At 59.4% G+C, this 18,409-nt stretch carries 16 protein-coding genes; 6 read left to right on the top strand and 10 right to left on the bottom strand.

The genetic code is table 11. The features are described 5' to 3' along the window. Positions 1-54: 54 nt before the first annotated feature. Positions 55-1,446, bottom strand: coding sequence for a L,D-transpeptidase family protein (locus ACQZ6D_RS05260; protein WP_003513302.1), 1,392 nt, complete (start codon positions 1,444-1,446; stop codon positions 55-57). Between the two features lie 156 nt (positions 1,447-1,602). Between ACQZ6D_RS05260 and ACQZ6D_RS05255 the strand changes: the two genes are divergently transcribed. From ACQZ6D_RS05255 to ACQZ6D_RS05245, 3 genes are all read left to right on the top strand, one after another. Beyond that, positions 1,603-2,436 carry an aldose 1-epimerase family protein gene (locus ACQZ6D_RS05255; RefSeq protein WP_113556392.1) on the top strand — a complete coding sequence of 278 codons (834 nt, stop codon included), beginning with the start codon at positions 1,603-1,605 and terminating at the stop codon, positions 2,434-2,436. 142 nt (positions 2,437-2,578) lie between these two features. After that, positions 2,579-2,917 carry a protein tyrosine phosphatase family protein gene (locus ACQZ6D_RS05250; RefSeq protein ID WP_003513297.1) on the top strand — a complete coding sequence of 113 codons (339 nt, stop codon included), beginning with the start codon at positions 2,579-2,581 and terminating at the stop codon, positions 2,915-2,917. A 49-nt stretch (positions 2,918-2,966) separates the two neighbouring features. Next, on the top strand, positions 2,967-3,308 hold the full coding sequence (locus ACQZ6D_RS05245) for a RidA family protein (protein ID WP_003513295.1): 342 nt from the start codon (positions 2,967-2,969) through the stop codon (positions 3,306-3,308). A 210-nt stretch (positions 3,309-3,518) separates the two neighbouring features. Here the strand turns inward: ACQZ6D_RS05245 and ACQZ6D_RS05240 are convergent, their stop codons facing one another. The 4 genes from ACQZ6D_RS05240 to ACQZ6D_RS05225 form a co-directional block, all read right to left on the bottom strand. After that, positions 3,519-4,283, bottom strand: coding sequence for a HugZ family pyridoxamine 5'-phosphate oxidase (locus ACQZ6D_RS05240; protein WP_065702340.1), 765 nt, complete (start codon positions 4,281-4,283; stop codon positions 3,519-3,521). A 67-nt stretch (positions 4,284-4,350) separates the two neighbouring features. After that, on the bottom strand, positions 4,351-6,018 hold the full coding sequence (locus ACQZ6D_RS05235) for a thiamine pyrophosphate-binding protein (protein WP_065702341.1): 1,668 nt from the start codon (positions 6,016-6,018) through the stop codon (positions 4,351-4,353). Continuing rightward, the gene (gene caiB, locus ACQZ6D_RS05230; RefSeq protein WP_038491653.1) at positions 6,015-7,217 is read right to left on the bottom strand and encodes a succinate--glutarate CoA-transferase; all 1,203 of its coding nucleotides are present in this window, start codon (positions 7,215-7,217) and stop codon (positions 6,015-6,017) included. Before caiB ends, ACQZ6D_RS05235 begins: the two co-directional genes overlap by 4 nt. A gap of 100 nt (positions 7,218-7,317) precedes the next feature. Beyond that, positions 7,318-8,289: an alpha/beta fold hydrolase gene (locus tag ACQZ6D_RS05225; protein WP_173995117.1), complete on the bottom strand. Its 972-nt coding sequence runs from the start codon at positions 8,287-8,289 to the stop codon at positions 7,318-7,320. A 127-nt stretch (positions 8,290-8,416) separates the two neighbouring features. Between ACQZ6D_RS05225 and ettA the strand changes: the two genes are divergently transcribed. From ettA to metF, 3 genes are all read left to right on the top strand, one after another. Then, complete coding sequence (gene ettA / locus ACQZ6D_RS05220) at positions 8,417-10,066, top strand: energy-dependent translational throttle protein EttA (RefSeq protein ID WP_003513287.1); 1,650 nt, start codon at positions 8,417-8,419, stop codon at positions 10,064-10,066. Between the two features lie 163 nt (positions 10,067-10,229). Next, the gene (locus ACQZ6D_RS05215) at positions 10,230-11,243 is read left to right on the top strand and encodes an ArsR/SmtB family transcription factor (RefSeq protein ID WP_019565268.1); all 1,014 of its coding nucleotides are present in this window, start codon (positions 10,230-10,232) and stop codon (positions 11,241-11,243) included. Between the two features lies 1 nt (position 11,244). Then, on the top strand, positions 11,245-12,150 hold the full coding sequence (metF, locus tag ACQZ6D_RS05210; RefSeq protein WP_003513283.1) for a methylenetetrahydrofolate reductase [NAD(P)H]: 906 nt from the start codon (positions 11,245-11,247) through the stop codon (positions 12,148-12,150). Positions 12,151-12,615: 465 nt separating this feature from the next. On the opposite strand, the gene ACQZ6D_RS05205 is transcribed toward metF, so the two are convergent. The 5 genes from ACQZ6D_RS05205 to ACQZ6D_RS05185 form a co-directional block, all read right to left on the bottom strand. Beyond that, complete coding sequence (locus ACQZ6D_RS05205; protein ID WP_065702342.1) at positions 12,616-13,842, bottom strand: lytic murein transglycosylase; 1,227 nt, start codon at positions 13,840-13,842, stop codon at positions 12,616-12,618. A 122-nt stretch (positions 13,843-13,964) separates the two neighbouring features. Beyond that, positions 13,965-14,744 (bottom strand): glycoside hydrolase family 25 protein, encoded by a 780-nt coding sequence (locus tag ACQZ6D_RS05200; RefSeq protein ID WP_013636525.1) that lies wholly within the window; start codon positions 14,742-14,744, stop codon positions 13,965-13,967. A 245-nt stretch (positions 14,745-14,989) separates the two neighbouring features. Next, positions 14,990-15,706, bottom strand: coding sequence for a class I SAM-dependent methyltransferase (locus ACQZ6D_RS05195; protein WP_065702343.1), 717 nt, complete (start codon positions 15,704-15,706; stop codon positions 14,990-14,992). Then, positions 15,703-16,953 carry a BtaA family protein gene (locus ACQZ6D_RS05190; protein ID WP_065702344.1) on the bottom strand — a complete coding sequence of 417 codons (1,251 nt, stop codon included), beginning with the start codon at positions 16,951-16,953 and terminating at the stop codon, positions 15,703-15,705. Before ACQZ6D_RS05190 ends, ACQZ6D_RS05195 begins: the two co-directional genes overlap by 4 nt. 293 nt (positions 16,954-17,246) lie before the next feature. After that, complete coding sequence (locus ACQZ6D_RS05185) at positions 17,247-18,314, bottom strand: lytic transglycosylase domain-containing protein (RefSeq protein ID WP_065702345.1); 1,068 nt, start codon at positions 18,312-18,314, stop codon at positions 17,247-17,249. Positions 18,315-18,409: the final 95 nt, after the last annotated feature.

Raw genomic sequence — 18,409 nt, 5'->3', positions numbered from 1 at the left:
AGCCCGGCGGAATGGCATCCGCCGGGCTTTTGCAATTCGTCTTCGCGGTCAATCCTATTCCGCGAACTCAACCACGACGCCGGGTCGGACCATTTTTGCCAGCTCCGTCGCATCCCAGTTGGTGAGGCGGATACAGCCGTGGCTGTTGGTCTTGCCGATCTTCGAGGGTTCCGGCGTGCCGTGGATACCGTAGGTCGGTTTGGAAAGGGCAATCCAGACTGTGCCGACAGGGCCGTTTGGACCGGGCGGAATTTGCAGGATCTTGTCGTTCTGGCCCTGCCTGAAGTTGATCTTCGGATTGTAAGTGTAACCCGGATTAAGCGCGACGCGCTCGACGGTGTGTGTGCCGCTTGGCGAAGGCGTGTCCGTAGAACCGATGGTGGCGGGATAGGCGGCGATCAGAGCACCATCCTCTCCATAAGCGAAGACCTGCTTGATGCCCTTATGCGCGACGATGCGGGCCACCTGTCCCTTTTTCGGTTCCCCCGGATTGACGACCTTGATGATGGTGCCGGGCACGGAAAAATCGATGCCGGGGTTCAGTTCTTTCAGATAGGTCTCGTCCATGTGGAAGCGTTCGGCCAACGCCTCCGACGTGGAGGTGAAGGAGAGGGCGGGTAGCTGCGACTTCTCCGCATAGTCATCCGGAATGGAAGCGACATAGGGGCCGGCTGCATCGGCTGCGGTGATCGTATAATCGACGATCGGCATGCCGCCGGAGGCGCGCAGACGCTCGAGAATGTCCTCGGAATTGTTCGGGTCGAGCTTTTCGCCGGTCATGTCCTGCCAGGCGGCAATCGCCTTGTTGACGTTGTCGCCCATCTTGCCATCGATCACGCCGGGCGAGATGCCTTCGCGGTCGAGGAAGGTCTGAAGTGCCACGATCTCCTGGCGGGACCGGTTGACCGGTGTGGTGACAGGCGTGTGGCGTTCGATCAGGTGCTGCGGCTGCGGAACGGCAGCCGTGGTGCTTTCTTCGGGCATCGGCTGGTTGAGCGGCGCGCTTTCGACGGCGCCCGGGCCGGGAACCGATCCGGTATAGACATCATCGCCGGAACCATTGCCGCGATATTCGCGGTAATCGCGCACGCTTCCATTATCCTGATAACCGTAATCGCGCTGCGGCTCACGATATTCACCGCCGGGGGCCGGGGGATAGTAGGTGGTGTCGCGTTGCTGTACCTGTTGCCGCTGCTGATAGCCTGACGGCATTTCAGTGGCCAGCAGATTGCCGTACCGGTCATAAAATACCGTGCGGCCCATATTGTCGCGACTGATGACGATGTCGCCACGTTGGGGCACGAAGTCGAGAACACGGCCATCCGGCGTCACCAGAACCGGCTGTTCCTGATAGCCATAACGCTGCTGCGCGCCAGCCTGTAGAGGCGCGCAAACCGCCGCCAAGGCAATCGCCAGACCCAGAGCTGCGTTAACAAACTGTTTCACGATTCTGCTATCCCTTACTTCGTTCACCGATAAACACACCGTAATCTTGACCCTATTGTGAAAAAGGTGAATTCACGGTTAAAGCAATCTTAATTTACGTCACGGTTAGTAGCGTTTCCGTGATTATTGCGCTTTTACTGCCACAGGGAGGTTGTCTTGCGTTCGTTTCAGGCCGGCAAATCGCCACGCATTTTCCTCGATGAAACCTCCGTTTTCGATATTGGCGCCTGTGTTGTCGATGGTATCGACATCGCGCCCGGCCGTTCCATTCCAGATGATGGCGATCCGCGCATCGACCATTCGCTGGAAGGCTTTCTGTTCACCTGCGGTCCCGATCATATCCGCCATCCCGAACCGATCGGCGGTGAGGGCGAGGGGCGTCGATATCCTTTGCATGGGTCCTTCTCCGCGCATCCCGCCAAGATAGTTGCCTTCGACGTTCATGAGTCCAATGCATTGGCGCGTGCCGAGGTTCCCGTGAACCTTGCCGATGGCGGCACGGCCCTTCTCGAGCGGACATGGCGCATCGATGGCGAAAGCGGCGAAGTCAGCCTCGATGACCGGATCGTCAATACGAGTTCGCGGCCGATCCCGGTCTTTCTGATGTACCACATGAATCTTGGCGCGCGGTTGTTTGACGAGGCCGTTCGGCTGGAAGGTGCCATGCTTGATGGCGGTGGTCATGGCTGGCGCTTTGGCGAGGAGCCGGGCACGGTGTTCTGTGTACCCGCCGGTCAGGACGAATGGGCGGAACTAGCTCTCGGTCCGATTGCCGCAATTGGCGGCAAGACGCTGAAAGTACGTTTCTGCACGGAGACGTTGCCCTATCTGCAGATGTGGCGGAACCAGAAGGATCCGGCCAATGTGCTTGGCATCGAACCGGTTTCGCACCGCTGGGTGGGGCGCGGCGAGCTTGAGGCCGCCGGCGAGTTCAATATGCTGCAGCCGGGCGAAAGCCGCTCCTATGGTCTTCGCTTTTCCATCCTCTGAATAGGCGACTGAATGGTGTACCGAATGAAGGCGCCGCATCATTGACGCAAGGGTTTTGAGCCCTTACATCGGATGCGGATTTCAGACAGTGGCGACAGCGTGCCAGCGGCGCCAAGGCGCCGGTTTAAGCGGAGGCATTATTATGGATATCAGGCGCATAGACGACGAATATTCGGTCACGGGACAGATCAGCGTTGCCGATCTCGACGAGGTCAAGGCACTCGGCTTCAAGTCGATCGTCTGCCACCGCCCTGACGGCGAAGAAGAAGGCCAGCCGCTTTTCGCCGATATTGCCGAGCGTGCCGAACAGCTTGGCCTGACCATCGTGCATGTACCGGTTGGCCGCTACGGCGTCGATGCGGATGCGGTTACCGGCATGGTGGATGCGCTTGACGAATTGCAGCGCCCGATGCTCGGCTATTGCCGTTCCGGCGCGCGCTCGACTGCGATCTACGAAAAGACCCACCACCTGCGCGGCTGATTTTCCGCGGATAATTCGATTTTCTAAAGCCAATCAACAGGAGTTTTCCATGACCATCAAGCGTATCGAACCGGGCAAGCGCATGAGCGGCGCCGTCATCCACGGCAACACCGTTTATCTGGCCGGCCAGGTCGGTGAGGGCGTGTCCGTGACCGATCAGAGCAAGTCGGCGCTGGCTGAAGTCGATCGTCTGCTGGCCGCTGCCGGTTCCGACAAGTCGAAGATCCTGCAGACCATCATCTACCTCTCCGACATGTCCACCTTCGGCGAAATGAACGCCGTCTGGGAAGGCTGGATCGACCCGGCAAACCCGCCGGCCCGCGCCACCAGCGAAGCGGCGCTTGCTACTCCGGACTACAAGGTCGAGTTCATCGTTACCGCTGCTCTCTGAGTAACGGTTTGATTTTGAGGAAGGCCGGGTTGCGGAATGCAGCCCGGCCTTTTTTGTTGGGAAAATTCGAAACGCTCGTTTTGTCATCCTCGGGCTTGTCCCGAGGATCCAATCACGTATCGCAAATTGATAGGTAGCAGATGCTCGGAACAGGCCCGAGCATGACGGAGGAGAGGCGATTGTCCCAGGTTTGTGAATCGCTTGCGCCCATCACTTCACTGGCTGGGCGAGCGCCTTCTCAAGCTGCTTCAACGTCTTCACCCGTTCAGCAAACCACAGCCGTGCCAGGTCGTTGGCTGAGGCGAGGTCGATACCATCAGGGTCTACGGAAGTGATTTTCCAGCGTGCGGTTTTCGCACCCGCAAGAGCGGCCAGCCGTGATGCCTCACCCTTGATGGCGTTGAGGCGCGCGGCCTCGTCCGCTGCCGCAGCCATCAGCTGTTCCGCGCCGGAAAGGTCACTGCGCAGATCGGCAGGTGTGATGTTGCTGGCATTGCGGGCAGGGCCACCATTGATCTGCACGCCCTCTGTCCGCAGCCGGTAGAGCCTTGTATCGGGAAGAGAGAGGTAGAGTTTTGCCTTGGGATAGCGGTCGATGTAGCGCTGTCTGGCAAGTGGCACTTCTTCCGGATCGATCAGTTCCGCCTTGCCTACCAGTGTCAGCCGAGGCAGCGTCAGCGCGTCACCCTTGCCGAAGGGGGCAAGTGTCAACGAGATACGCTGGTCGGCCTCCATGTTTCGGGCATGCAGCGTCAGGCCAGCCGCGAAGAAGAACGGTGTACCATCCGGCTCTATGCCGATATTGGTGGCGGTCGTATAGGGATAACCGCTGACCGGATCGAGGGTCGCGAGCGCCGCTGTGCGGGATGTGTGCAGGACATCGCGTGCCACGCGCACGGCCTCGAATGGCGCACCAGCCGAAGGTTCGATCTTTGCGCCGCGTGGGGTGATGACGGGAGGGGCTGCATCCGGCATGTCGTTTCCTAACCTGTATGTTCTAGTCAGGATTTACACCATGCCGGAGCCATGTCCATGCGCAATATCAGGTCCGGCTTCTGATCTGGGTCAGCGTGCGGGTTGGCGTGATCGCTTCGGCATCCAGCTTCACCTCGATGATGGCGGGCTTGCCGCTTGCCCGGGCGCGTTCGAAGGCGGCGGCGAAGTCTTGCGTCTTTTCGACCGTTTCGCCGTGGCCACCATAGGCCTTGGCGAAGGCCGCGAAATCCGGGTTGACGAGATCGGTGCCGCTGACGCGGCCGGGATATTCCCGCTCCTGATGCATGCGGATCGTGCCATAGGTGCCGTTATTGACCAGCACGGTGATGATAGGCAGTCCGTACCGCACGGCGGTGATGAATTCCTGCCCATGCATCATGAAGCAGCCATCACCGGCAAAGCAGATCACCTCGCGCTCGGGAAACAGGTGCTTGGCGGCCACAGCCGCGGGCAGGCCGTAACCCATCGAGCCGGAGGTCGGCGCCGATTGAGTGTTGAAGCGGCGGAAGCGGTGGAAGCGGTGTACCCAGGTGGCATAGTTGCCCGCGCCATTGGTGAAGATGGCATCATCCGGCACGTTGGCCTCGATCCAGTCCATGATCGGACCCATCTGCACCGCGCCCGGACCGGTCTGCGGCGGTGTCGACCAGGTGAGGTAAGCCGAATGCATGGTGGCCGTGCGGTCCGCCCAGGCGGCGTTATCGGGGAGCGTTACGGAAGAAAGGGCGGCGACGAAACCATCCGGGGAGGCGCAGATTGCGAGATCGGGGCGATAGACGCGGCCAAGCTCTTCGGCTTCCGGGTAGATGTGGACAAGTTTCTGCGACGGGTAGGGAATGTCGATCAGCGTGTAGCCGGAGGAAGGCATTTCCGAGAGGCGACCGCCGAGCAGCACCACGAGGTCGGCTTCCTTGATTTCCTTCGCCAAGGCCGGGTTGATGCCGATGCCGACATCGCCCGCGTAAGACGGGCTCAAGTGATCGAACAGCATCTGGCGACGGAAGGAACAGCCGACGGGCAGTTTGTTCTTTTCGGAAAAAGCCGTGAAGCTTGCGACGCTTTCTTCGGACCAGCGTGTGCCGCCGATGATCAAGATTGGTCGCTTGGCCTCGCCCAGCATTTTTGAGAAAGCGGCGATCTGCGACGGGCCGGGATGCGCTTCGACCGGGGTATAGGGCTTTGCCTCGGGGGCTTCAACCTCTTCAACCAGCATGTCTTCGGGTAATGTCAGCACCACGGGGCCGGGGCGGCCGGAGGTGGCGACGGCAAAGGCGCGGGTGACGAATTCCGGAATGCGGCGCGCATCGTCGATCTCGCCCACCCATTTGGCGAATTCGGTAAAGGCGCGGCGATATTCCACTTCCTGAAACGCCTCACGCTCGCGGGCTTCGCGCTGTACCTGGCCGATGAACAGGATCATCGGAATGGAATCCTGCCTTGCGATATGCAGGCCGGCAGAGGCGTTGGTGGCGCCGGGACCGCGCGTTACCATGCAGATGCCGGGTTCGCCGGTCAACCTGCCCCAGGTGTCGGCCATCATGGCAGCGCCGCCTTCCTGGCGGCAGACCACGGTTTCAATGCCGCTTTCATAAAGCGCGTCCAGCACCGCCAGATAGCTTTCACCGGGAACGCAGGAAACGCGGGAGACGCCATTGGCTTTCAGCGCTTCGACGATCAGTTGTCCGCCTGTTCTTTTCATTCCGGTTGCTTTCATGGCGTCGTGGTCCTTTCGATGTTTTCCAGTTCGGCCAGCACTTGCGCCTGATGCTCGCCAAGCTTCGGGCTCGGGCGTTCGTAACGCAGCGGCGTCTGTGACATGATAATCGGTGTCCGCACACCGGGGATGACGGTGCCATCCTGCGCCTCGAGATCAACACGCAGGCCACGTGCCTGAACCTGTGGATCGGCGAACATTTCCTCGATGGAGTTGATTGGCCCGGCCGGTACGGCGTTCTGCTCGCAAGCGGTCAGAAGATCGCGCTTCTGCCATTTCAGCGTTTCGGTGGAAATGATCTGCCGGACCTCGACCTTGTGCGCCACGCGGGCCTTGTTTGTCGCGTAACGCTCGTCATCGGCAATCGCGCCAATGCCGAGAATATTACAGAGGCGGCGGAACTGGCCGTCATTGCCGACCGCGAGGATCAGGAAACCATCAGCCGTCGGCACCACCTCATAGGGGGAAATATTCGGATGGGCGTTGCCGAGCCTGACGGGGGCATTGCCGGAAATCAGGTAATTCATATTCTGGTTGGCGAGCACGGCCGACTGCACGTCCAGAAGCGCCATGTCGATATGCTGGCCTTCACCTGACCGCATGGCGTGGATCAGCGCGGCCTGAATGGCTGACACGGAATAGATGCCGGTGAAGATATCGGCAACGGCAACGCCCGCCTTCATAGGCTGACCGTCGGGTTCGCCGGTGATCGACATGAAACCGGACATGCCCTGCACGATATAATCATAACCGGCGAAATCGGCATAGGGTCCGGTCTGGCCGAAGCCGGTGATGGAGCAATAGATCAGCTTCGGATTGAGAACCCTGAGACTCTCATAGTCGAGGCCATATTTGGCAAGCCCGCCGCGTTTGAAATTCTCGATGACAACATCGGCGGTTCGCACGAGCCGCCGCACCAGCGCACAGCCTTCCGCCGTCTTGAGATCGGCGACGATGGAGCGTTTGCCGCGATTGGTGGCATGGTAATAGGCGGCGGAGAGGTTTTCGCCATCGGCGCTTTCGACAAAGGGCGGACCCCATGCGCGGGTATCGTCTCCACCTTCAGGATTCTCGACCTTGATGACATCCGCACCCATATCGGCCAGCATCTGCCCCGCCCAGGGACCGGCCAGAACACGCGCCAGTTCGATGACGCGAATGCCTGATAGTGGCGGTTTCCTGTTCGGCGTTTCGGTCATTTGTCCCCCGGTGTTTTCTGCTTGCCGGTTTATAGACGTCTCCCCGCATTGCCGCATGTGATTTTATCTCATGGACTTATTCCGTTTCGGCAAAGGCTCGTCATTTGCCAACGACGCGGCCGCACCAGGCGGCGAAATCCGCAGCCACGGCATGCCAGCCGATCTCGTTCAGGGTTTCGTGGCGCATGCCCCGATAGATCGTGTGTTCTACATGGCCGAAACCTGCTTCGCGGAAGCGTTCGGCAAGCCAGACGATCTCTTTGCCGTCATTGGTCGCGGCATCCTGATCGCCGCTGACAAGCAAAATCGGCAGCGTCTTCGGCAGGCGTTCGATGAGCCTCGGCGCACGATAGGACAATTCAAAGACATCCTGCCAAAGGGAGACGCTGGCCTCGAACTGGCAAAGCGGATCCTCCACATAAGCGTCCACCGCTACCCTGTCACGGCTCAGCCAGTCCGCATGAGTGCGTTTTTCCGGCATTCTGGCATTCCAGGCACGGAAGGTTGCTTTGGGCAGGATGGCGCTCGGCACATCAGAGCCTTTCAGCATCTTTTCAAGGCGCAGCACGATCTGTGCAAGACGGCCCATGACACCGGGATTGAGGTTGGAATTCCAGATGGACAGAGCATCAAAGGCATCCGGATGGCTGACGGCGGTGTTGAGCGCCACAAGGCCGCCCATGGAATGGCCGAACAGGATGACCGGCAGGCCGGGATGTCTTTCGCCGACCATCCGGCGCATCGCCATGACATCGGCAACGACCTTCTCGGCTCCGTCCTTCCAGGCGAAGCGGCCAATCGGCGCATCGGCAGCCTTTGTGCGGCCATGGCCACGATGATCGTGGGCATAGACCTCGAAACCCTGCTTTGCCATGACATCGGCAAAACGGCGGTAACGGCCGGCGTGCTCCACCAAGCCGTGGCAGATCATCAGCACGCCGCGCGCCGGAGAAAGGGCAGAGGGCTGGTGGCGAAAGGCGATGGATGCGCCTGATGGAGCGTCGAGCCTCTCAATCCGGCTGAACGTCAAGTCATCCGTCGTCTCATTCATGCTTTCACCCGTGCCTGCCATGGTATCCCTTGTCATAATCATGGGGTCATAATCGTGCCAGAGGTTGCCCCAAGGTCCTATTTACCCTACATAGCGGCAAATTTCCCGATACGTACTCTTTAAAATCCGATGTGGAGCATTCGCTACAATGGCACGTCAATTCATCTATCACATGGCCGGGCTGAACAAGTCCTATGGCGCGAAGAAGGTTCTTGAGAACGTCCATCTCTCCTTCTACCCCGATGCCAAGATCGGTATCCTCGGTCCGAACGGTGCCGGTAAGTCGACCGTTTTGAAGATCATGGCCGGTCTCGACAAGGAATATACCGGTGAGGCCTGGCTCGCTGAGGGTGCGACGCTCGGTTATCTCGAGCAGGAGCCGAAGCTCGACGAAAACAAGACCGTGATGGAGAACGTCATGGAAGGTGTGGCGAGCAAGACGGCAATCGTCGACCGCTACAACGAGCTGATGATGAACTATTCCGACGAAACGGCGGATGAGGGCGCAAAGCTTCAGGACATCATTGACAGCCAGAACCTGTGGGATCTGGAAAATCAGGTCGAAATGGCCATGGATGCGCTGCGTTGCCCGCCTGGCGACTCGGCAGTAACCGGCCTTTCGGGTGGTGAGCGTCGCCGCGTGGCGCTCTGCAAGCTGCTGCTTTCGCAGCCTGACCTGCTGCTGCTCGACGAACCGACCAACCATCTTGACGCCGAAACCATCGCCTGGCTCGAAAAGCACCTGCGCGACTATCCCGGCGCCGTGATGATGATCACCCACGATCGCTACTTCCTCGACAACGTCACCGGCTGGATTCTAGAACTCGACCGTGGCCGTGGTATTCCCTACGAAGGCAACTATTCCGCCTATCTGCAGGCAAAAGCCAAGCGCATGCAGCAGGAATCCCGCGAAGACGCCTCGCGCCAGAAGGCCATCAGCCGCGAACAGGAGTGGATCGCTTCCAGCCCCAAGGCTCGCCAGACGAAGTCCAAGGCGCGTATCCGCGCTTATGACGAACTGGTGGAAGCCGCTGAAAATCGCCGTCCCGGCGACGCGCAGATCGTCATTCCGGTCGCCGAGCGTCTGGGCCGCGTCGTTATCGAGGCGGAAAACCTCACAAAGTCCTATGGTGACCGGGTTCTGATCGAAAACCTCACCTTCAAGCTGCCTCCGGGCGGCATCGTCGGCGTCATCGGCCCGAACGGTGCGGGTAAAACCACGCTGTTTCGCATGATCACGGGTCAGGAAAAGCCCGATAGCGGTTCGGTGACCATTGGTGAGACCGTGCACCTTGGTTACGTCGACCAGAGCCGCGATACGCTGGCGGGTGACAAAACCGTCTGGGAGGAAATCTCCGGCGGCAACGACATCATCAAGCTCGGGAAGTTCGAAACGAACTCCCGCGCTTATTGCGGCGCCTTCAACTTCAAGGGCGGCGATCAGCAGCAGAAGGTCGGCAACCTCTCCGGTGGTCAGCGTAACCGCGTTCACCTTGCCAAGATGCTGAAGGCAGGCGGCAACGTGCTGCTGCTCGACGAACCGACCAACGACCTTGATACGGAAACGCTGGCAGCGCTCGAAGAAGCGCTGGAAGCCTTCGCCGGTTGCGCCGTTATCATCAGCCACGATCGCATGTTCCTCGACCGTCTGGCCACTCACATCCTCGCCTTCGAGGGTGACAGCCACGTGGAATGGTTCGAAGGCAACTTCGAAGACTATGAAAAGGACAAGGTCCGTCGTCTCGGCCCGGAAAGCATCAAGCCCGGCCGCGTCAGCTACAAGCGCCTGACGCGCTAATCCTGTTCTCGGATCACTTCAGAAAGGCCCGCCCAAAAGCGGGCCTTTTTTCATGCAATAAATGGGGCTTGAGGGGAGAGCGTGGCAAATTGCGCTTGCATCTCGCGTGACGCCGACATAAAGATATCTTTATATGTTGATTAGATTGCAAGGTGCGGCAGACGTGGCGTTCGGTTTGGATAAATTGGTGGATCTCTTGAAGGCGGCCGGTGAGCCGACGCGCTTTCGCTTGCTGGCGCTTCTGGCGGCCGGCGATCTGACCGTCACCGATCTCACCGAAATTCTCGGCCAGTCGCAGCCCCGTATTTCCCGTCATCTCAAGCTTTTGACTGAAGAAGGGTTGATCGAGCGGTATCAGGAGGGCGCCTGGGCCTATTTCCGCCTGCGGCAGGATGGCGAGCCCGCCGTTGTTATCAGGCAACTGCTGGGCGCCGCATCGCCCTCTGACGCCGTTCTCCAGCGCGACAGCGAACGCCTTGCCACCGTCAAGCGGGTAAGGGCGGAGCGGGCGCAGGATTATTTCAGCCGCAATGCCTCCGCCTGGGACGAGTTGCGCCGCCTGCATGTGAGCGACGAGGCCGTGGAAGGCGCATTGCTGAAGCTGGTCGGAACCACCCCGATCGACTCGCTGCTCGATCTCGGTACCGGCACGGGCCGCATCCTGCAGCTTCTGAGCGGCATCTATCGCCGGGCAATCGGCGTCGATGCCAGCCGCGACATGTTGTCGGTGGCGCGCTCCAATCTGGACAAGGCGGGCGTGGTCAATGCATCCGTTCGCCATGGCGATATTCTCAACCTGCCGCTGGAAGGCCAGGATTTCGATCTGATCGTCATCCATCAGGTTCTGCATTTTCTCGACCAGCCGGAGATCGCGCTTTCCGAAGCCGCCCGCATGTTGCGTCCCGGTGGCCGGCTGATCGTCATCGATCTTGCACCCCATTCCTTCGAGCATCTTCGCGACGAGCATGCGCATGTGCGGCTCGGCTTTTCGCATCCGCTTATGGATGAATGGCTGAAAAAGGCCGGGCTCGTGCTCGACCGTGCCGTCGATCTTCATTCTGAACGGGCGTCCGATGAATCCTTGGACGTCACGATATGGGTTGCCCGCGACCAGCGGCTGCTGATGGCAGACGATGTGGTGCAAGAGGCCGTTTTACTTGCTGCCGGGAGGGCATGATATGTTGAGGTCGGAAACCGCGCGCCACAATGGCGAAATCCGGGGGGATATCCGGTTATCTTTCGAGTTTTTCCCGCCCAAGAACCCCGAGATGGAGAACCAGCTCTGGGAAACGGTTGCCGAGCTGAAGAAATGGGATCCGGATTTCGTCTCCGTCACCTATGGCGCGGGCGGTTCCACCAAGGCGCCGACGCTGGATGCGGTGCGCCGGATGATCGGTGACAGTCATCTGCCGACCGCCGCGCACCTGACCTGCGTGGATGCCAGCCGTGACGACGTACATCAGGTCGTTGAAGAGTTTCGCAATGCTGGCGTTCGCCATTTCGTGGCGCTGCGCGGCGATCCGTCGACCGGTATCGGCACGGACTACAGGCCGCATCCGCAAGGTTACGAGAATGCCGCCGCTCTGGTGAAGGGGCTACGCGATATCAGCGATTTCGAGGTTTCCGTTTCTGCCTATCCCGAAAAGCACCCGGAGAGCGCCAGCGATGCGGTCGATATCGATATGCTGAAGCGCAAGGCGGACAACGGCGCAACGCGGGCGCTGACGCAGTTCTTCTTCGATAATGACGTGTTCGAGCGCTACATGGAGCGGGTTACGGCTGCCGGTATCACCATTCCGGTGGTTCCGGGTATCATGCCGATCCAGAACCTGACCCAGCTCAAGCGTTTCGCCGGCCGCTGCGGTACCAGTGTGCCCAGTTTTCTGGATGAGCGTTTTGCAGGTTATGATGACGATCTCGAGGGACGCGCCCGCGTTGCGGCGGAAGTTGCTGCCGAGCAAATCGCTGATCTTCAACGGCGCGGTGTCAACGAGTTCCATATCTACACGATGAACCGTGCGCCGCTGGTCGATGCGGTGCTTGAGAACCTCGGTCTTGAGCGTTTGCGCCGCAGCGCCGCCTGATTTCAGATATTCCATTTACGACTGGAAAAAAGCGCAGGCCCGACAGGACCTGCGCTTTTCAAACTCGTGTCATCTACGGTTCTTTTCTGCGTTTGGTCTTCACGTCTCGTCAGATGAAAAGCATCATCGCTACGAACAAAAACGCCAAACCGACTGCCAAGGCATTGAGAGATTTTGTAAGTCCCATGGGTGCCTCCTGTTGTTGACAGGTTCGATAATATGACCGTTTTGTGGCACTTGAAAAGCGGTTTCTGTGATGCGGTGCAGCATGCTTTGTGGCCGCTTAAAAAAGTAACTTCTGTAATTAGTTGAAAATAAAAGATTATTTTCTCATCACGCAGTGCTTCATATCTTTAAAAAAAGTAAATGACCGGGGTGTTATCCCCAGTCATCCGGTCGAGATTAACAGTTTGCGCCTTGATTCCGGCCGATAGATTAAAGGCCTGAAGGTGCGCTTAACACAGGTTAAAGCGCCTGGAGAAGTGCCTGGGTCGGCCATCCATCCGCGGGGATTCCGAGACGCTGCTGTTCCTTCTGGATGGCGACGCGGGTGCCGGAACCGAGAATTCCGTCCACCTTGCCAACATCGTGGCCGCGCGCTTCAAGCTTGGTCTGCAACTCTTTCATCGTCGCGTCATCGAAGCCCGGATCAGGATTGCCCTTGTTATAGACAGGGGCGCCCATCAGACGGTTGGCGAAATAGGCAGCCGAGGTCGTGTAGATGAACGACTGGTTCCATTCCAGATAGATGTTGAAGTTGGGATAGGTGAGGAAGGTCGGTCCCTTGCGGCCCTGCGGCATGATGAGGGCTGCGGGCAGGGAGGCGAAATTTTTGTTACCGTCGCGCGGGGTTACGCCGAGGGTAAACCAGTCACCGGCGGTAAGCGAACCGCCGAGGCCGGATTTCTCCCACGGCAGGTTTTCCGGTACGGAAACTTCCTGCATCCAGGGTTCGCCCTTCTTGAAGCCGAGGTGCTGGATGAATTTCGCCGCCGTGAGGATCGCATCCGGTGCGCTGCTCTTGACGTTGACATGGCCATCGCCATCACCATCGATGCCGAAAGCGATGATGTCCTTGGGCAGCATCTGTACCTGGCCGATTTCACCGGCCCACGCACCCGTGTTGGACGTGGGGTCGAGATCGCCATGCTGGACCATTTCGATGAGGGCCAGCAATTGCGGACGGAAGAGTTCCGGGCGGCGGCAATCATGCGAGAGGGTCACCAGCGCGTTACGGGTGTTGAAATCGCCCTGGACGGCACCGAAATCGGTCTCCATGGCCCAGAAAGCGGCAATGACGCCAGCCGGTATACCGAATTCGTTCTCGGCACGGGCAAAGGTTGATGAGAGCTCCTGCAGCTTCTTGCGGCCGATATCGAGACGGGCCTGGCTGACGGTGCGCTGGGAAAATTCGAGGAAGGTCTGGCGGAAGACGCCCTGTGCGCGGTCACGTGAAAGCACTTTGGGGTCTATCTGCGCGCCGGCCAGCGCCTTTTCGATGGCAGCCGCCGGAACACCCTTGGCAGCGGCCTCAGCCTTCACGCCCTCAAGAAATGCGCCGAGATCACCGCCGCAGGCAACCTGCTTTGGATCGTCAGGCGAGGCCACAGGCGGTGTGGCAAGGACGGAGCCGGTGGAGAGAAGCGACAGAGCGGCGGCAAAAATGATGCTGCGCGACCGAAAAGTGGGCATGGGAATTTCCTCGATAGGTTGTTAGCCCGCTTTACCCACATGTTTGCGACAAAAAAACGGGTCCAGCGATCTGCCGGTGCAGAAGAACGCCGATTTTTCGAATGTGTTGCTTCTTGGCCGTATTATTTGGCCGAAGCGATCCATTTCCGCCAGTTTTTCTCACTTCCGGCGAAGACATTGATGTCGGTCGGGCCGTTGACGCCGGGCACGACGCCGGTGGCCGTATATTGCCAGAAGGCCCACTGCCGGTCTTCGTAAATCTTGGCGGGATGCGCGGCGACGGAGCGCACCCAGAAATGGTAATTCTTGAACTGGCCAACGAGGTTGTCGCGGTGGAAGTCGACCGAGGTGTAGATGATCGGGCGCTTGCCGTAATGGGCCTCGAGGCGGTCGAGGAAACGCTGCATCTCGGCACGGACGATGCCAGGAGCCGGGCGCGTCTTGCAGGTGGGGGAGGAGGGGTTCCATTCCACATCGAGAACCGGTGGCAGGGTGACGGCTTCCTTTGGCACGTTGCTGATGAACCAGTCGGCCTGAGCGTCCGCCGTCGAGCAGAAATAATAGAAATGGTATGGCGCGTGCAGGATATCTGCCGCCGCCGCACTGCGCCAATGGTCGCCGAATTTCGGATCGATGCGGTCTGAGCCTTCGGTGGCCTTGATGAAGACGAAGGAAACGCCGGATTTGCGAACGGTCCGCCAGTCGACGTCGCCATTCCATTTGGACACGTCGATGCCATGCACCTCGTGGCGATGCGGGTTGTTCGTGCCAAAATCCTGTGGGTCGGTATCGGAGAATTTCGGCTTGGAAACAGAAGCCGTTTCAAGCAGGTCATAGCTCGTGGACGTACAGCCGCCGATCAACAACATAGCCGACAAAAGTGCCGATAGACGCAGCCGCATTGGAACCCTGATGAATTATTGTTGCCCATCCACGGCCGCAAAGTGGCGCGCCGCATCTCCCGATTTACCCATAACATGGTAAACAAGCCGTTATAGCAAGGGGCCGTGGCGTTTTTTCGGCTCGCAAGTCGCTGGATTCCAAGAGATTTGCGGTCTTTCAGTCCCAGTGGCGTATACTTGTAGGACCGCTGGCTGGCAGCGTCTCGCCCGCATTTGCAGAGGCGAGGCGCCTTAACCCTTGAGGATCAGGCGTCTGCCAGAATACGGCTGACTTTTGGCTGCACTTCGGCGACCGGAAGCGTGATGATGGCCCGCCAGGCGTAACCCCGGGCAATCTCCTCGAATTCGAGATTACCGTCAAAACGGCCTGCCATGTTGGCCAGAACGTAACGGAGATTGGCGCGGGGCGTGACGTGGAAGCGGGTGAGCCATGCCTGCAAAAGTGCGCGGAACCACTTGGGCAACTGTTCCTGCTGGCCGAAATCGACGATGTGCAGCGAGCCGCCGGGCTTGAGAGCTGTCAGCGCCTGTTCGATGGCCTTTTCCCAGTCCGGTATCATCGAAAGCGCATAGGGGATCATGACTCGGTCGAAACCGTCCGGCTGACCGAATTCTGCGGCGCGGAAAGCGGTGGCGTCGGCCACGCGCAGAACGGGGCGTTCCGTCTTTCCGGTAAAATTCTCGGATGCGGTCAGCAGCATTTCGGCGGAGATATCGAGACCGAACAGTCTTGCTTCCGGAAACTTGCGGCTGGCCAGCAGCAGGTTGCGGCCGGTACCGCAGCCGACTTCAAGCAGCGTGCCACCCTTGGGCACATCGAGGCCGGAAATGGTCCTGTCGCGGCCCAGAAGGTAATATTTGCGGGTAATATCGTAGATATGCCGCTGGTGGCGATACATGCGGTCCATCAGGCTCGCATGCGCCTCATCCGCAAGGCCGACGTTCTCGCCGATGGCTTTCATGCCAGAGCCCTCTGATAGATATGGAAGCCGCCATAGATGGCCGAACGGTCCATGGCGTTGAGCTCATTGGAGCGTTCCTCTAGATAGATCCACTGGTTGCGTATATCGGCCGAGAGACGGCCTTCAATCACGCTCTTTTCGGCGGCGGTGCGGAAGATGACGCGGGCGCCGGGAGCGGCGGTGCGGCTGATCTGCGACCACAATTCGTTGAGCTGCACATCCGTCATCCAGTCCTGCGCATCGAGCAGAATGTAGCGATCGACGCCGTTTGCCGGCTTTTTGGAAAGCAGCTCGGTATAGGTGGCGTGGTGCACGGCAACGCGGGCGGTGTTGTCGCGGATCGTCTCGTAATATTCCCGCTTGAGATAAGCGGGTAGGGCACCCTCATGCGGCTCGGGATAACGGCGCGCGAAGGCCTGCCAGGCGAAATAATTGTCGCTGAGCGGAAAGTTGCAGGCAAGCTTTTCCAGCCGCTCCTTGAGGACGGAGGCGACCGTGCCGTCGTTGGAAAGGCTTGCCAGCTCGTCATATTGGCGGGGTGGAATGCCAAGGCCGAACAGCGAACTTTTTCGCTTCGTCAGCCAGCGCACCACCGGCTTGTCGAACAGCGGTGCGACCTTGCTGTCGAAGAATCGACGCTGTTCATCCAGCGTGCGGCTATTGGCCATTTCGGTCAGCTTGACGCCGTGCAGGCGCGCCATAAGGTGGCCGGCGCCGATGAAACGGCCGAGCAGACCGGTGCGGTATATGTTCCTGTCGAATACCGAGATGCGGCGACGGCCGGACAGGGTGCGCTTCGACCAGTAGGCCTTGGTCGTGTCGTCGAGATGGTCGGCGATGAATCGGTCGTAGCCGTGACTATTGCTGCGCGTATTGGCGCGGCCGAACTGGCGAACCACATCCTGATGGGCCGGGAGATGGCGGAAGGCGGCAAGCTTCAGCTTGTTGAGAGCGATGTGATGCGGGTTGAGATCCACCACATCGATGCTGGCAGGGTTGCGGGAGAGGTAGGCCAGCATGTTGCAGCCACCCGAGCCGATGGTGACGATGCGGTGGCCTTCAGCAAGCTCCATCGCTTCCATATCGATTTCCGGGTCTTCCCAGATTTGCGGATAAACCAGACCGGAAAAGAGAACCCCGAAGAACCGTTCGGAAAAACCGCTTTTCGAGAGCGCCTTGTGCTGGAGCAATGCGGACTTCAGTTTCGTATTCTTGCTGAAGCCGGTCTTGGGTGCCGCACTCGTCATATGTTCACCTCTCAATAGATTGAGAGGCGTCTACAGTCACGACGCTACAGTTTGATGACAGGGGTTGTGGGCCGACGTAACGAATCGAAAAGGCGGTGTGAAACCAACTCAGGTCTCAAGCTTAGATTTGGATGCGACGTCATCCTCGGGCTTGTACAGAGGATCCAACCACATATCGTAAAATCAAAAGCTTGCAGATCCCAGGGACAAGCCAGAGGAGACGAAAGTGACGTGCTCGACGTTTTTAAGAAAAGCTGCTTTCCTGCATTGCAGTCCCGGTGCTGCTCAAAGGCTTACTTGCGCAGAACGTGCAGCATGCCCTTGCGCTTGGCGTCGTAATAATAACCGCGTGCATAAAGCCTGACAGCATTGTCCCGGTTGTTGTCAGCAACAAGCCAGGCGCCGCTCAGATATTTGACGGCATATTTGAGGTTGGTTTCGGCATCGAACAGGCCAGAGGCGGGACCATCAAAGCCCATGGAGCGGGCCGTGGCGTGCTTGATCTGCATCAGGCCGAAGTGGCCGCCATTATAGGCGCCGGGATTGTATCTGCTTTCACGCTGCACCACGCGATGCACCAGATCTTCCGGCACATTATACATGACAGCGTATTTCGAAATAAGCCCGCTCAGCTTTTCACGTCCGGCCGGTGCGGATTTGTACGGCGCCGTCATCGTTTCGTTCTGCCGGATAGCGGCAAGGGCGGCGTTGGTCGGACCGGCCGCATAGGCCAGAACCGTGCTGTCCGGCTTCGGCAGTGGAATGACTTTGCGTTCCGCGGTCAGTTCGGTACCGATCGACGGCGTTCCGGGCGGCGGCGGTGCGGGCGGGAAGCTGCCCTTGACGGCAACCACCTGCGGCAGGTCGGCGGCAGCCGGTTTCCCGGCGGCACTTGCGGTTTCGATCGCTGCGGCTGCCGGCGTTGCGGCGTGCGGTGCAAGAGCCGCAGCCGTCGTCGGCGCGGCTGTCGTTACCGTTGCCTGCGCGACCTCTGTCTGTTGTTGCTGCGGCTGCATCTGGATTGGGCTCGCCACTGCCGCTGCAATTTCCGCTGCCGGCGGCAGCGCCACGCGGCCACCCTTGACGGCGGCGACGGTTGGAAGCGATTCGGGCTGGGAAGAGGCTGCCACGTCAGTGGCATGTGCTGCCGGTGCGGCGGTATCAGCCGGGGTACCAGCCGTTTCCGACTGTGCGGAGGCTTGTGCCGGTGCGGTTTGGTTGACGGCAGCTATTTTCGGGCCGTTCGGCCCTTCCTTTGCGGCATATTCGACGCTGGTGCATCCGGCCAAAGCCAGGGCAAGGCCCACCGTGGAAGACAGAAGAAGTGCGCTTCTTCCGCGGAATTTTGCCGAATTTCGCATGTTGCCGCCTTCGTTATGCCTGTCTGTCGATACCCCCGCGTCGAGCGAAGCAGGCAGTGTCCCATCGAGCCTTCATTAACCTATTGTAAGGATAG

The sequence above is a fragment of the Agrobacterium sp. 22-3639C2 genome (genome assembly GCF_053522105.1).
The sequence above is the reverse complement of the archived record's forward strand: the minus strand, read 5'-3'. Positions and strand labels throughout refer to the sequence as shown.

Coding starts and splice junctions, on each gene's coding strand:
- ettA (WP_003513287.1), top strand. CDS start 8,417: ATGGCACGTCAATTCATCTATCACATGGCCGGGCTGAACAAGTCCTAT.
- ACQZ6D_RS05190 (WP_065702344.1), bottom strand. CDS start 16,953: ATGACGAGTGCGGCACCCAAGACCGGCTTCAGCAAGAATACGAAACTG.
- ACQZ6D_RS05235 (WP_065702341.1), bottom strand. CDS start 6,018: ATGAAAGCAACCGGAATGAAAAGAACAGGCGGACAACTGATCGTCGAA.
- ACQZ6D_RS05250 (WP_003513297.1), top strand. CDS start 2,579: ATGGATATCAGGCGCATAGACGACGAATATTCGGTCACGGGACAGATC.
- ACQZ6D_RS05245 (WP_003513295.1), top strand. CDS start 2,967: ATGACCATCAAGCGTATCGAACCGGGCAAGCGCATGAGCGGCGCCGTC.
- ACQZ6D_RS05205 (WP_065702342.1), bottom strand. CDS start 13,842: ATGCCCACTTTTCGGTCGCGCAGCATCATTTTTGCCGCCGCTCTGTCG.
- metF (WP_003513283.1), top strand. CDS start 11,245: ATGTTGAGGTCGGAAACCGCGCGCCACAATGGCGAAATCCGGGGGGAT.
- ACQZ6D_RS05225 (WP_173995117.1), bottom strand. CDS start 8,289: ATGGCAGGCACGGGTGAAAGCATGAATGAGACGACGGATGACTTGACG.
- ACQZ6D_RS05185 (WP_065702345.1), bottom strand. CDS start 18,314: ATGCGAAATTCGGCAAAATTCCGCGGAAGAAGCGCACTTCTTCTGTCT.
- ACQZ6D_RS05195 (WP_065702343.1), bottom strand. CDS start 15,706: ATGAAAGCCATCGGCGAGAACGTCGGCCTTGCGGATGAGGCGCATGCG.
- ACQZ6D_RS05200 (WP_013636525.1), bottom strand. CDS start 14,744: ATGCGGCTGCGTCTATCGGCACTTTTGTCGGCTATGTTGTTGATCGGC.
- ACQZ6D_RS05240 (WP_065702340.1), bottom strand. CDS start 4,283: ATGCCGGATGCAGCCCCTCCCGTCATCACCCCACGCGGCGCAAAGATC.
- caiB (WP_038491653.1), bottom strand. CDS start 7,217: ATGACCGAAACGCCGAACAGGAAACCGCCACTATCAGGCATTCGCGTC.